General features: G+C 58.7%; 11 protein-coding genes. 1 reads left to right on the forward strand and 10 read right to left on the reverse strand.

The window, feature by feature from the left end:
* Window positions 1-691 (forward strand): IS3 family transposase (locus tag ACPYOI_RS12855; protein ID WP_481422920.1); only part of this gene is annotated, 691 nt, incomplete at its 5' end.
* Window positions 692-910: 219 nt separating this feature from the next.
* Here the strand turns inward: ACPYOI_RS12855 and ACPYOI_RS12860 are convergent.
* The 10 genes from ACPYOI_RS12860 to ACPYOI_RS12905 all read right to left on the reverse strand — a co-directional run bounded on the left by ACPYOI_RS12860 (window position 911) and on the right by ACPYOI_RS12905 (window position 13,108).
* The gene (locus ACPYOI_RS12860) at window positions 911-1,858 is read right to left on the reverse strand and encodes a hypothetical protein (RefSeq protein ID WP_481422921.1); all 948 of its coding nucleotides are present in this window, start codon (window positions 1,856-1,858) and stop codon (window positions 911-913) included.
* A 31-nt stretch (window positions 1,859-1,889) separates the two neighbouring features.
* Window positions 1,890-3,926: an aldo/keto reductase gene (locus ACPYOI_RS12865; protein WP_481422922.1), complete on the reverse strand. Its 2,037-nt coding sequence runs from the start codon at window positions 3,924-3,926 to the stop codon at window positions 1,890-1,892.
* A 172-nt stretch (window positions 3,927-4,098) separates the two neighbouring features.
* On the reverse strand, window positions 4,099-5,115 hold the full coding sequence (locus ACPYOI_RS12870) for a substrate-binding domain-containing protein (RefSeq protein ID WP_168833332.1): 1,017 nt from the start codon (window positions 5,113-5,115) through the stop codon (window positions 4,099-4,101).
* 12 nt (window positions 5,116-5,127) lie between these two features.
* Window positions 5,128-6,126: an ABC transporter permease gene (locus ACPYOI_RS12875; RefSeq protein WP_481422923.1), complete on the reverse strand. Its 999-nt coding sequence runs from the start codon at window positions 6,124-6,126 to the stop codon at window positions 5,128-5,130.
* A complete protein-coding gene (locus ACPYOI_RS12880; RefSeq protein WP_168833334.1) occupies window positions 6,113-7,633 on the reverse strand; it encodes a sugar ABC transporter ATP-binding protein in 1,521 nt (506 codons plus the stop codon). The genes ACPYOI_RS12875 and ACPYOI_RS12880 overlap by 14 nt, the downstream gene beginning before the upstream one ends.
* A gap of 41 nt (window positions 7,634-7,674) precedes the next feature.
* Window positions 7,675-8,298, reverse strand: a complete 624-nt coding sequence (locus ACPYOI_RS12885) for a dihydroxyacetone kinase subunit L (RefSeq protein WP_168833335.1) — start codon at window positions 8,296-8,298, stop codon at window positions 7,675-7,677.
* The gene (locus tag ACPYOI_RS12890) at window positions 8,295-9,281 is read right to left on the reverse strand and encodes a dihydroxyacetone kinase subunit DhaK (RefSeq protein WP_481422924.1); all 987 of its coding nucleotides are present in this window, start codon (window positions 9,279-9,281) and stop codon (window positions 8,295-8,297) included. Before ACPYOI_RS12890 ends, ACPYOI_RS12885 begins: the two co-directional genes overlap by 4 nt.
* Before the next feature lie 33 nt (window positions 9,282-9,314).
* Complete coding sequence (locus ACPYOI_RS12895) at window positions 9,315-11,054, reverse strand: acetolactate synthase catalytic subunit (RefSeq protein WP_168833337.1); 1,740 nt, start codon at window positions 11,052-11,054, stop codon at window positions 9,315-9,317.
* Window positions 11,055-11,082: 28 nt separating this feature from the next.
* Window positions 11,083-12,270, reverse strand: coding sequence for a CaiB/BaiF CoA transferase family protein (locus ACPYOI_RS12900; RefSeq protein WP_168833338.1), 1,188 nt, complete (start codon window positions 12,268-12,270; stop codon window positions 11,083-11,085).
* A gap of 61 nt (window positions 12,271-12,331) precedes the next feature.
* A complete protein-coding gene (locus ACPYOI_RS12905) occupies window positions 12,332-13,108 on the reverse strand; it encodes a CoA-transferase (RefSeq protein WP_481422925.1) in 777 nt (258 codons plus the stop codon).
* Between the last annotated feature and the right edge of the window lie 7 nt (window positions 13,109-13,115).

The raw sequence follows: 13,115 nt of genomic DNA on the forward strand, positions 1-13,115 counted from the left end.
CAATCGCATCTATCGGCTGTATCGCGAGGAAGGGCTTTCTGTTCGCAAACGGAAAGCCAGACGGCGTGCTGTCGGCACGCGTGCGCCGATCCTGGTCGAAGCGAAGGCAAATGCCCGATGGTCGCTGGATTTCGTGCATGACCAGTTTGCCTGCGGCAGACGCTTTCGCGTTCTCAACATCGTCGACGATGTGACGCGTGAATGCCTGGCAGCGATCGCCGATACGTCGATCTCCGGTCGCCGTGTCGCGCGAGAACTGACAACGCTGATCGAGCGGCGCGGCAAACCGGGGATGATCGTCTCTGACAACGGCACCGAACTCACGTCGAATGCCATCCTTGCCTGGTCGAAAGATCACAAGGTCGAGTGGCACTACATCGCGCCGGGAAAACCGATGCAGAACGGCTATGTCGAGAGTTTCAACGGCCGGATGCGCGACGAGCTGCTCAACGAAAGCTTGTTCTTCGGCCTCGACCATGCCCGCAGTGCTATTGCTGAGTGGGCCGAAGATTACAATAATTTCCGGCCGCACTCATCGCTCGGATACCAGACCCCGGCAGAATATGCCGGGTCCATCGCCGCAACCGGCTCCAACACTACGCAAGATGAAAGCTTCGCGTTTCCGCCGGTTGCTCACACCGCGCCATTTGGCGTATCCAAAACCATCGGGACTCTAATCGCAGCCGGATGAAACTTCAGTGGCAGGTCACTCACACCGCGCCACTTGGCGTATTCAAAACCGCCGAGGCTCTAATCGCCGTCGGATGAAAGTTCAGTGGCAGGTCACAGATGGCGTTTGACCACCATCTGGTGATGGGTTGACCCTGACTGCCGAACCCGTGGCCGCTCCCAAAGCGTATCTGGAAGACTGGTTGGTTCGGTAGCTCGGGCTTCCGATGACCGATAAAGCTTACGTGATTTTGCTCAGTGCAATCGCTTGGGTCTGACCCTGTGCATTGAGGAAGGTGCTCTCGAAAACGAGGGTTTCGTCACGCGCCACCGTGGTCTGTACTGTGGCGGTCTGACTTGCCAGCATCGGGCGAAGGAAGCTGGCCGACATTGACCCTCCGGACAACCAAGCCATGCCAGCGAGCCTCGTAAGCTCCTCCGAAAGCCAGCAAACGCTCATCAATCCTTGCACGACAACGTCGGTGAAGCCCATTTCGCGCGCTATTCTGCGATCCGTATGCAGATTGACGAACTCATCGACGAAGCCGGAGAAGATCGCCATCTGGCCTCTGTCAAATGACATCGTCCGCAAGGGCAGTCTCCCCTGCCGGGGTGGGTCTTCAGCGATTTTTTCGAGGATCGGCAGACTATCATCCCAAGCGGTAGAGAAGCTCACTCGCTCGCGAGAATCCGGATCGTCCGGAATTCCCGAACGATTTAGGTCGAACAATTCCGTGTTGATCTGCGACACGTACAGGCGGCCTGACTCGTCCCGTGCTTCACTGGCATGACGGAAGTACCCTTTCCCGCGTTTAGTGAATTTCTCCGTGTTCCGGCCGGAGAAGATCAACTCGGTGCCAGCCGGGACAGGAGCATAAAACACAAAATCCTCGTGCTGATGGAAGCCGCGGACGCGGCTTCGATCATATTGTGTCTGGTAGAACCACATCAATTCCTTGAGGATCATGGCACTAGGAGCGATCCGCCCCGAAAACGCGCTGTGATCGCGGAAATACCACGGGTCCTGGCAGTTCAATGCATAGCAATAGGCGTTGATCGCAGCGTCGTCCGCAGTATAGCGCACCGGCGCGGCCTCCTCCGGGACAACGACGTTTTCGAAGATCGGGTCACGAAGATGTTCACCTACCTTCCGTGATTGCAGATCGGGCAAAGCGTTCCAGTTGTCCATGACGTGTCCTCAGGTGATATCCAGAAGTCGCTTAAGCGGATGCGTCGCCGTCTTTCAGCCAACGGACTTCATCCTGGGTTAACGTGACACCGAGAGCACCGAGCGAGTCCCGAAGCTCCGTCAGGTTCGCAGGTCCGATGATCGGGAAGATCGGCAGATTTTGTGCGAGCAGATAGGCCAGTGCAATCTGTGCCGGCGTAACGCCTCCGCGCTTTGCGAGAGCATGGACTCGGTCGCGGCGAGCGAAGTTCAACTCGCTGTACCAACTCTTCACCATGACCGGGTCATCGAACTTGTCGCGACCTGCCCGGTCGGTGAAGAAGCCTCGCGCCTGGCTGGACCATGCAAATACCGGAGATTGCGTGCGTTCGAGCCACTTTACGCTAGCCTCATCCGACGCCGCGATGCAGCCTTCCCACATGGGCGCAACCATCTCCGCGAGACTGAAGTTGTTGGAAAGCAGCTCGAAGCCCTTTTTACCGTTCTTCGCAGCGTAGGCATTGGCCTCGTCCATCCGCCCGAGGGTCCAGTTAGAACCGCCGAACTTGCGGATACGACCTTCGGCCACCAGTTCGTCTAGCACGTCAACAAATTCGCCCACTGGGACGGCCGGATCGTCACGATGCATGAAGTAAAGATCGAGATAGTCGGTCCGTAGCCGGTCAAGCGATTCCACAAGCTGGGGGCGAATGGCCTGAGGTGTGCAATGTGGCGTGTGTGCACCCTTTCCAATGATGATCACGTCATCGCGGACACCGCGGTTCTCAATCCATTGACCCAACAGTTTGTCGACCGAACCCTGGCCATAGACATACGCGGTATCGAACACGGTGCCGCCGGCTTCGAAGAAGGCATCGTAGACCGTCGATGCCAGCGGAAGCGTCTTGAGCGCCATACCACCGATCACAATCCGCGAGGCTGGCTTACTGACATCCAAGCGCTCGTCGAAGATCATCTTGTGATCGGCCGCCTGAGCCAGCACGCGCCCCGAAATCGTGGTCTTCGATCCCAGCGTCTCTCCGGGATACGCGAGGCCAACCGCCTGACGCCAAGCATCCAATGCCGTCATGGTGCCGACAGTATCCTCGAGGGTTGGGACAGGCCACGATACCGAGCCGGACCGGACAGCTTCGACAAAATTATCGGCTTCGATCTCATAAAGCCAATTGTCTGTCTCCACCTTAACGGTCTCGGCCTCGCCCTGTCTCGATGTGATGTTGATTATCCCGGTGCCGCCGGTTTTGCCCGAGCAGAACCACGGGGACGGCACTTCGATGCGGCCCTTGGTCCCGTAAATACGCAGTGTATTATCCTGAACAGTCGTGATGCTGGCTGAGACTTGAACCAAGAGGTCCTCCGCAAACCGAAGGACGGCGACCGCACGCTCATCGACACCCGTCGAGCCGAGGTGAGCGAAACCTTGCACCGCAAGAGGCTCCGCGAAGTTCTTCCCGCGAGCCGCACCCGCCAGGAGACGCGCCATCGAAACACCATAGCAGCCAACGTCCAGAATAGCGCCGCCGCCGAGCTTCGGATCGAAGTGTCGTTTTTCAACGCCAAAATCAGTGTGGTAGCCATAGGCGGCCTGAATGAGCGTGATGTCTCCAATTCGGCCGGATTGTACGATTTCCAGAAGCCTTTTTGTTTGCGGATGGCCCCGGTACATGAAGGCCTCCATGACGACCACACCCGCCTGGTGCGCGGCATCAGCGATAACCATCGCCTCGGCCGCGTTCATTCCGATCGGCTTCTCACAAAGGACATGCTTACCTGCTTCGCAGGCTTTGATTGCCCATTCCGCGTGCGTCGGATGGGGTGTGGCAATATAAACCGCTTCCACCGTTGGATCGCTCAGGAGAGCCTCGTACCCTTTATGGACGCGAGCCCCATGAAACACGTCGCCGGCGTCTGCCGCGGGGTTGCGACTGGCAATCGCCGTCAGTACGCCGCTGTTGGAGCGGGCCACTGCGTCGGCGAACTGTTTGGCAATTGCGCCCGTCCCCAGAATGCCCCAACCAAGCTTCTTGTTAGCGCCTGCAGCAGACCTTTGTTCATTCGTCGTAGTCATCTTCATGTCTCCAAAAATCGGTAGGTAGTCAGTCTTGCGGTCCGAGCCGAGTGGCGGTTATCGTGATCTAGTATTGGCTGTCATGTTTGCTGATGCGGCGTGCAACGTTTGGTCTCGCTCGTAAGCCGGACCACCGATCAGTGGCCCGGCCAGTGTTCTTGGGAGGACAAAATTACTTGTCCGGGAGGTTCATCGCCTCCAGACGCGATGGTGCCAGCTTCGCCTTGTTTGTCGTCGCATCGTAGTAGTCCAGCACGTTGCTCTTATCGATCATGGGTGCTGGGAAGGAGATGTTCTTAGGGATCGGCTTGCTTTCCAGGACGCGGACGGCCGCCTCGACGCCTTCGACACCGAACGGATGGTACGACATCACCATCGCAAGCTTCTCTTCGTAGATCGCCTTGAGCGTTTCGTTGGCGACGCCGTCATATCCGACCACGAACATCTCCTTTTCGCGGCCAGCCTCGTGAATGGCCTGAATCGCACCGAGCGCCATGTCTTCAGAGTGGACATAGACGCCGTCCACCTTTTCGTTGGCCTGGAGCATGTCCTCCATGCCCTTCAGCGCTTTCGCACGGTCGTAATCAGCCATAACGTGCCCGACGATCTTGATGTCCGGCACCTTATCGATAACGTCGTGCCAGCCCTTGCCGCGGTTCTGGTTCACCGTCGAGCCGGGGCTGCCTTCGATCTGCACCACGTTGCCCTTGCCGTTTAGTCTTTTCACGAAATACTCGCCTGCGGTTCTGCCCGAATCGAAGGAGTCAACGCTCAACTGCACTGCCCAGTCGACATCTCCCACCAGACCAGAACTCAATACGATGACCGGTATGCCTGCCTTATTTGCTTCACGTACCGCTGGCGCGATTGCTTCGGAAAAGTAGGTGCTGATCAGGATCGCATCGACCTGCCGTGTAACGAGGTCCTCGATATCGCTGATCTGCTTTGCGGGGCGGTTGGCCGCGTCCAAAACCACGGTTTCCAGGCCATACTTCTTGGCCGTGGTCACAACGCCTTCCCGCTGTTCCCGTATCCACTGGGTCGTTACGAACGACTGCGTGAACCCAATCGTCTTTCCGGCGAGAGATTGTGCGAACGCGGAGCGTCCGATCCAGGGTGCCACGAGTCCGGCGGCGACTCCGGTCTGCAGGAACGTACGACGGCTCAGTTTACCTTTGTCGAAAGTCATTGGTTTCCTCCCTTAGCGCTTTCGTGTTTCACTGATGATTACTGCTGCAATAATAATCAGACCCTTGAGCAGCATTTGCGTATACGGCGAAATACCGAGCAAGTTCAGTATGTTAGACAGGAACGCCAAGATCAAGACGCCAACGACAGTCCCTCGGACGGAGCCCTTGCCTCCATCGAAGGTCATGCCGCCGATAAGGCATGCCGCAATGGCGTCCAGTTCATACAGATTGCCCGCATTCGGATCGCCTACCCCGAGGCGTGCCGTCAGCACGATTCCACTGATGCCCGCGAGAAGGCCGCTGACGCCGTAAACGAGGATCTGGTTCAATTTCGTGCGAATTCCCGAAAGCCGTGCTGCTTCCTCGTTGGCACCGACTGCATATACCTCGCGTCCGAAGATCGTGCTTCGAAGGACGAAATGTCCGACGACGGCGCAAAGCAGGAAGACGATGACCGCGACAGGGACGACGCCGACCGACGATGATCCGAGGCTCTGAACAACGTCCGGCATGTTCTCGGCGACGAGCGGGCTTCCGTCCGAGTAAATGAAGACCAGGCCTCTGACGAAGATCATCATCCCCAATGTGGCAATAAACGGCTGTAGTCGGATTTGGGCGATGAGAAGACCGTTTACCACGCCAAGCAGTACCGCAGCCCCAATTGGAGCGATCAGCCAGCCGGCGACCCCATACGGCATCATCCCCGCCATGAGCACGCTCGATATGCCGACCAGAGAACCCACTGACAGATCGATGCCTCTGTTCAGGATGACGAAAGTCATGCCGATGCTGACGATGCCGACCATGCTGGCACCGCGGAGGACGTTGAAGAAGTTCGTGACACTCAGGAAGTGGGGCGAGAGGATGCTTCCCACGCCAAGGAGAAGAAATAGCGCGAGGATGTTTGTCAGCGCCACGCTGTGGTGCGTTAGCCACGCCTTGATGTCCTTGTGCGGTTGCTGCGTTTCTGCGCCAGCTACGGCAGTGGACGGTCGATTAATGCTTGTCATTGTTCAAGCTCCCCCGGCTCGACGGAACTGCCAGCGCGATAACGGCAGCCTCGGTTGTTTCGGACGCGACGACTTCTCCGCTGATCCGGCCTTCGCACATCACCATCACGCGATCGCTGATGTTGATGACCTCGGGCAGTTCCGATGAGATCATCAGGATCGCGCAGCCTTCGTCTGCAAGACGGTGGATGAGGCCGTAGATGTCACGCTTAGCGCCGACATCGATGCCGCGGGTGGGCTCGTCGAAGATGATGACCTTGGGCTGCTGCAAGAGCCAACGGGCGATAACGCACTTCTGTTGGTTGCCGCCGCTTAATTGGCCGGCCGGCTGTTCCACCGAGGTCGCCACGATTTTGAGCTGCTTCACGAATTCCGAAGCGGCTGCGCGTTCAGCAGTGGTGCGAAGCACGCCCACTTTTGAAAACTTCCGACGGCCCGCAAGCGTTATGTTATGGGCGACAGACATCGACCGCAGCACGGAATCGTGTCGGTCCTCCGCCAGGTACGCAATGCCGCTCGCCACCGCATCCGCCGGGCTCGACGGGCGGACCTGCCGTCCCTCTAGCGCGAGATCCCCGGACGTGATGATACTTGCACCGCAGAGGGAGCGCGCTAGCTCCGTCCTCCCAGCACCAACAAGGCCGGCCAATCCAACAATTTCACCTCGCCGTAGGGTCAGCGAGACGTCCTTGAAGCCCGGGCCGGACAAGTTGGCGGCTTCGAGGACAACGTCGCCAGCCTTGCCGTTTCGGCGGGACGGGAAGTGAGAGCCTAACTCGCGACCTACCATGAGCCGTATCAGATCGGCCTTGGTCGTCTCAGCGATCGTGTTAGTCGTCACCAGCGAGCCATCGCGAAGGACGGTTACGCGATCGGCGATCTGGAAAATCTCGTCGAGATGGTGGGAAATGTAGATGAAGGCTACATTTCGCTCCTTGAGACGTCGGATGATCGAAAAGAGATTGTCGGTTTCGACCGGTGTCAGGCTTGCTGTCGGCTCGTCCAAGACGATCAGCTTTGCGTTCTGGCTAATGGCACGTGCCAGCTGAACCAGTTGGCGCTGCGCGATGCTGAGCTTTTCGATCGGTGTCGAAGCATCAAATGAAACACCGACGTCCCTCAGAATGGTGTTCACTTTCTCGTGGAGTGAGCCGTAATCTACGACAAAGCCGCCCTTACGTGGCAAACGCCCCATCAGGACATTTTCGGCGATGCTCAGCGGCGGTGCGACTTTCGGCTCCTGATGCATCATCGCTATTCCGGCATCGATAGCCTTGGAGGGATTGCGTAGATCGCGCTCCTTCCCGTCGATCCAGATTGTCCCCGATGTCGGTGGGAAATTACCGCTCAAGATATTCATGAGCGTCGACTTCCCGGCCCCGTTTTCGCCGATGAGGGCGTGAACCTCCCCGCTGTCGATATCGAAATCGATGTTTCGAAGGACCGTCGTAACTCCGAAGATCTTGGTAATCTGTCTTGCGCTAAGCAATTTCGTGTGTTGGAGCATGTTTCCTCCTTAGCTCCTGGTGTGTCTTTCTCCTGTGCCCCTCAACCCTGACTGTCGTTGGCGATTGCTTCGATGAGCTTGGCGAGGGCGAGCATGCCCGGGTCGTCGAGCCCGATGGTGGCGTTAGCGAACATGCGCGCGCGGCCCATGCGGTTTGGTTTCTGGCGAAACTCGTCGAGGGCGGCATGCGCGCCTCTGCGCGCCGCTTCGGCCGCAGACTGTTGATCGTTACATTCCGCGATCGCGATCGCGACGGCATGGAGGCCATCGAGAATGGTCTTGTCGCCCAACGACGCTCCGCCTCGTGCCGCCATTTTCTGCTGGGCTTCGGCCAACAATCCGCCCAGTGCGGACCAGTCGACTTCCTTGTTTTCCTGGGTTGCTTTGCCGACGCTCATCAGCCCCGTCGCCAACAAGGTTCCGAGGCTGGAACCGGTCGACGATGCAGCTGTTTGGGCAAGCACCAGGCAGGTAGCACCCACTGTTTCGCTCTTGTCGGCATTTGCGCGGTCGGCCAGCGCCTTGAGAACGCGCGCAAGCATGCTGCCCGTGTCCCCATCCCCGATACGAGCATCTGCTTCGTTTAGAACCGATTTCAGTTCATCCATTGCAACGGAAGCCTTCAATGCCGTGCTGCGCACGTGGGAACTGGTAAAGCCAGTCATCTGGTCACCTGCCAAAACGGGCAGCTTGCCGGGGCTGCCAACAATTTATGAAGTTCATCGTCGGCAAAGCAAAGCGATATCGACGCGCCCGCCATCTCCATGCTGGTGACGTAGCGGCCTACCAGAGACGAGACGACGCGGTATCCGCGTCGACGAAGTTCGGCAGAAGCTCTCCGGTAAAGGATGAAAAGCTCTTCCTGTGAAGTCGCCCCGAGGCTGTTCACGATGATGGACACCGTGTCTCCAGCCTCATCCGGCTTATCAGCAAGGAGGCGGTCGAGCATCTCATCGACCAGATCGTCCGCCGGCTTCATCCGGTCGCGCCAGAGCCCAGGCTCACCATGAATGCCGAGACCCATCTCGATCTCGCCGGCGGCGATCTCGAAACTAGGCTTGCCGGCTCCGGGAACTTTGCATCCGGAAAGGGCCAAACCGATCGTCCGCGTTCTCCGGATGACCTTCTGAGCCACGGTTGTGACTTCCTCCAGCGAGCGTCCCTCGTCCGCCGCCGCTCCAGCGGCTTTGTAGGCGTAGACGATACCTGCCACACCGCGTCTCTTCGTTGCTTCAGCAGGACCCGCGCTGGCAATGTCATCGCAACCCAGTACCGATGTCGTGTCAATCTTTCCCTCAAGAAGTTCGCCGGCCATATCGAAGTTCATCCGATCGCCCCCGTAGTTGCCATAAAGGCGCAAAACGCCCTTACCGCTGTTCGCCGTTTGAATGGCTCGCATGCAGGAGCCAACGCTTGGACCTTCGAAAACATCGCCTACTGCGCAGGCATCGAGAAGTCCCTTGCCGACGTATCCGGTGAACAACGGAAGATGTCCCGAGCCACCTCCGGTGACGATCCCGACCTTTCCGGGACGAAGCGGGGTCACCGCGCGTATCACGCGCAGGTTCTCACCGTCCCTGCACAGGTGGGGATTTGCGTCGACGAAGCCATCGAGCATCTCGTCGACGAAGTTGTTCGGGTCGTTCATCAATTTTTGCATTGTGTGACCTTTCACGCCATCCTAGTAGGCCAGCGCCGAGTTAGCTTCGAAACTGGTGATCGGCGGGTAAGCACGTTCGTCGGTGACAATATCGAGAAGCACGGTCCGGTCGGCGGAAAATGCTTCCTTCAAAGCAGGCAGGAAGTCGCTTGGCTTCTCGATGCGAATACCTTCGCAGCCGCATGCGCGCGCAATGGCAGCATGGTCCACCGGCGCGAAATCGCAGACGTCCGTGTAGGCTCCGAAACCCACCTTCTCGGCATGCTTCTGATAGCCGAGAATCTGGTTGTTCAAGACGGCGACGACGACATTGATGCCCATTCGGCGGGCGGTCTCCAGCTCAGACCAAACATGCGCGAAACCGCCGTCGCCTGTCAGGCAGAACACTTTCGAGTTAGGACGCGCGACCTTCGCGCCCATTGCCAATGGAAGACCCCAACCGAGCCCGGCAAGACCGCGTGGAGAGATGATGCGCTGACCGGCCTTTCGGGACGTCAGGAAGTTCGCGACCCAGATCGACGAGTAGCTCGCGTCGGCAACCACGATCGTGTCTTCGTCGAGAACGGTGTCGAGATCGCGCATGAGACGTTCCGGACGGATCGGAGTGGCTTCCGACGATGACTGGGACCCAGCTTCGCTAGACGATCTGCGTCCCGCCGCGATCTCGCTTTCGATCTCAGCCCGCCGTTCGGTACGACGCGACAAATCCTTGCCCGCCAGAGCCTCCTTCAGAGCGGCCAGCGTCAGCTTCGCATCGCCTGTCAGGCGAAGTGCTTCATAATTGCGGCCGATCTCCTGGCCGTCGATATCGATGTGAATGTACTTCGCGTTCTTGGGATAGAGGGTCCAGCTGTCGGTGCCGTTCTGGTTGGTCCGGTTTCCGACGAGGAGCACCACGTCCGCATTGGTAACCATCGAACGAAGGTCCTTGGTCAAACCGCGCGTACCCATGAAGTACCCGACGACGCCGACCGAGAGCGGATGGCGCTCGTCGACCGACCCCTTGCCCATAACGGTCGTAGCGACCGGCAGCGACGCCGTCTCCTGAAGTGCCGCAAGCTCCGGACCTGCGTCAGAGAGATGGATACCACCACCTGCGATGATCAAAGGCTTGGAAGCCCCGGCGAGAAGCTCGGCGGCCTTGGCGATCTGAGCGGGATCCGCGCTAACGCGGTCCAGGGGGAAATGACCGAGGCTGGCCTGACGCGGAGCGGTGTCGGAATCCAGGACTTCGTTGAAGAGGTCCATTGGCACGATAAGCACGGCCGGTCCGGGGCGGCCCGAGGCTGCAGCCGTGAACGCCATATCGACGTAATCGTCGATGCGGCTGGCGTCCGTCAACCGCTTGATCCACTTGGCCGAGCCTTTGAAGATTTCCAGATGGTCGAGTTCCTGGAAGGCATTCTTGTCCGTAAACGCGCGGCTGACGTCCTGGACTACAGCGACGATCGGAACCGAAGCCTTGAGTGCTTCGGCGAGGCCGGGCACGAGCAGGGTCGCAGCCGGACCGTTCTGCGCTGTTACAACAGGCACCTTTCGGGAGATGCGGGCGTAGCCATCAGCCATGACCGTGCCTGCGTTTTCGGTTCGGTAGCCAACTTGACGAATGCCGTAGTCCGGCGCGGCAAGGATCAACGCCGAGGGAATGCTTTGGCCGAAAATGTACTCCACGCCGTGACGGTGCAGTGCGGCGGCGAAAACCTGAGCGGCCGTAAGGGTGTTGTTAAGCGGCTCACGTGCCGGGGATTTCACAGACTGCATATTATCCTCCAAATGTTCGCGCGGTACATCAGACGGCACGGCTGGTTCTCAAAGTTTCGACTTCGTCGGGGTGAAGATCGAGCCAATCCGCGAGCACTTCGTCGGTATGCTCGCCCAGGCGCGGTGCGGGGGAAACCTGCTGTCTCTCGCTACCCATTTTGATGACTGGCCCGCTCATCGCGATTAATCCGAGCGACGGATGGTCGACATCGATGATGTTGCCGGCTTCGCGCATGTAGGGGTTTTCGACCACGTCTTTGATGGTTGACACCTTGGCCGACGGCAGATCGGCCCGGTTCAGAGCTTGGACGGCTTCATCCGCCGGGACATTGGAAATCCATTCGGCTACAAGTGCTTCGGTCGCCTCGACGTTTTGCATACGCGCCGCCAACGTGCTGAACCTCGGGTCCTGCAGGAGTCCAGGCTTCCCGATCATTTCGGCGAAGCGTTTGAAGGGCTGATCAGCCCCGGCCATAACGTGGACCCAAGCACCATCCTGAGCGCGGAATGTATTAGACGGCGCTGTATACCGATCTCGGTTACCCGCTCTGGTTCGGATCGCGCCGAGGGATACGTATTCCGGGATCGCCGTCATGAGCAGCGAAACCGCGCTACTCATTAGGCTGACATCGACCATCCGCCCCTTGCCAGTTTTGTGACGTTCCTGGAGAGCGGCCAGAATACCGATGCACGAGTAAAGCGCCGTGCTGTAGTCGACGACAAATGTGCCCGCTTGCATCGGCGAGCCGTCCGGCGACCCCGTCAAATCCATGAGACCGGATGTTGCCTGCGCAATACCGTCGAAGCATGGCTGAGATGCCATCGACGTCGTCTGTCCGTAACCGGAGATACGCGCCATGATAAGCCGAGGGTTGATAGTGTGAAGTTCCTCCCAGCTACACCCCATGCGCTCCATCGTACCCGGACGGAAATTCTCGACGAGGACGTCGGCTTCCGCTGCGAGACGGCGCAACAGGACCTGAGCTTCCGGATTTCGAAAGTCCAGTGTCATCCCCCGCTTGTTCCGATTGAACATTAGATAGTACAGGCTCGCGCCGTTCATCTCGGGCTGGAACGCGCGGGTATCGTCACCCAGTGTGGGTCGCTCCACCTTGACGACGTCTGCGCCGAGGTCTCCTAGGACGGTTGTGCAGTGTGGCCCGGCGATAAAACGCGAGAGGTCGAGCACCTTCAGGCCAGCCAGCGGCTTGCTCATGTTCTTCGTCTTTCAATTTAGCGTATGTGACTTGCAAATGGTCCGTACCGGACCGTTGCGCTTACGCGCGCAGCAGCGATCGATCTTTATCGATATGCGTCCGGATCAACTGAACCTGTTCGGGCGTTGGTTCCGGAGTAGACTTGGGTGAGCCATCGGACTCCGGCATGAAGCCCATGAGGTCGTGCACTTCTTCGAGGGCCACACCGGGATGCAGAGACCTCAAGCGCATCGAGCCGCCGGTCCCCTTGAAATCGAACACGGCCTTATCGGTTACGCACAGCTGTGGACCGGGGCCAGACAGGTTGTAGCGCTCTCGGCTGACCCCTCGCCGCTGATGGCCGAAGCTCGTTACGAAGTCGACCTCCTCGACAAAAGTGCGACGGCTGAGGTCAACGACGATGATCGGCTTGCGGACGAAAGCCAGATGCTCGGGCTGCGCGAGGCATCCGATGAGGCGGGCGCGGATGCTGCCATCGGGATTATTGATACGAGTAATATTCAGATTGCCATAGCGATCAACCTGCGCGGCGGACTCGAACGAGACATCAAAACGCCCATGGGCGAGCATGTCGATCTTCTGGGACGTCTCGGTGAGCTGGCTTGCGCATCTCCACCGCGTGAAAGCGTCCTGAAGCCAGCTCTCCGGCATCTTGTCCAGATCGGGCGAAAGAAGGTTGCCCCAGTAGAGTGAAGCATTCGGCGCGTGAGCGCTCTGCGCTAGCTTTACAGCCACCACGGGAAGTCCGACAGCAAGGGTAAAGGGCCGCCCCGCCGTGCCGACGCCTGTGAAGACAAGGTCATCGTCCTGAATTTCACGAGCGATGACCGAAGCCATCAGTTCA

This window comes from Rhizobium sp. SVR5-2C, from assembly GCF_056755115.1.

Excerpts from the sequence above, each read along its gene's own strand:
- ACPYOI_RS12885 (WP_168833335.1), bottom strand. The coding sequence starts at position 8,298 with ATGACTGGCTTTACCAGTTCCCACGTGCGCAGCACGGCATTGAAGGCT.
- ACPYOI_RS12900 (WP_168833338.1), bottom strand. The coding sequence starts at position 12,270 with ATGAGCAAGCCGCTGGCTGGCCTGAAGGTGCTCGACCTCTCGCGTTTT.
- ACPYOI_RS12865 (WP_481422922.1), bottom strand. The coding sequence starts at position 3,926 with ATGACTACGACGAATGAACAAAGGTCTGCTGCAGGCGCTAACAAGAAG.
- ACPYOI_RS12905 (WP_481422925.1), bottom strand. The coding sequence starts at position 13,108 with ATGGCTTCGGTCATCGCTCGTGAAATTCAGGACGATGACCTTGTCTTC.
- ACPYOI_RS12870 (WP_168833332.1), bottom strand. The coding sequence starts at position 5,115 with ATGACTTTCGACAAAGGTAAACTGAGCCGTCGTACGTTCCTGCAGACC.
- ACPYOI_RS12890 (WP_481422924.1), bottom strand. The coding sequence starts at position 9,281 with ATGAACGACCCGAACAACTTCGTCGACGAGATGCTCGATGGCTTCGTC.
- ACPYOI_RS12860 (WP_481422921.1), bottom strand. The coding sequence starts at position 1,858 with ATGGACAACTGGAACGCTTTGCCCGATCTGCAATCACGGAAGGTAGGT.
- ACPYOI_RS12880 (WP_168833334.1), bottom strand. The coding sequence starts at position 7,633 with ATGCTCCAACACACGAAATTGCTTAGCGCAAGACAGATTACCAAGATC.
- ACPYOI_RS12875 (WP_481422923.1), bottom strand. The coding sequence starts at position 6,126 with ATGACAAGCATTAATCGACCGTCCACTGCCGTAGCTGGCGCAGAAACG.
- ACPYOI_RS12895 (WP_168833337.1), bottom strand. The coding sequence starts at position 11,054 with ATGCAGTCTGTGAAATCCCCGGCACGTGAGCCGCTTAACAACACCCTT.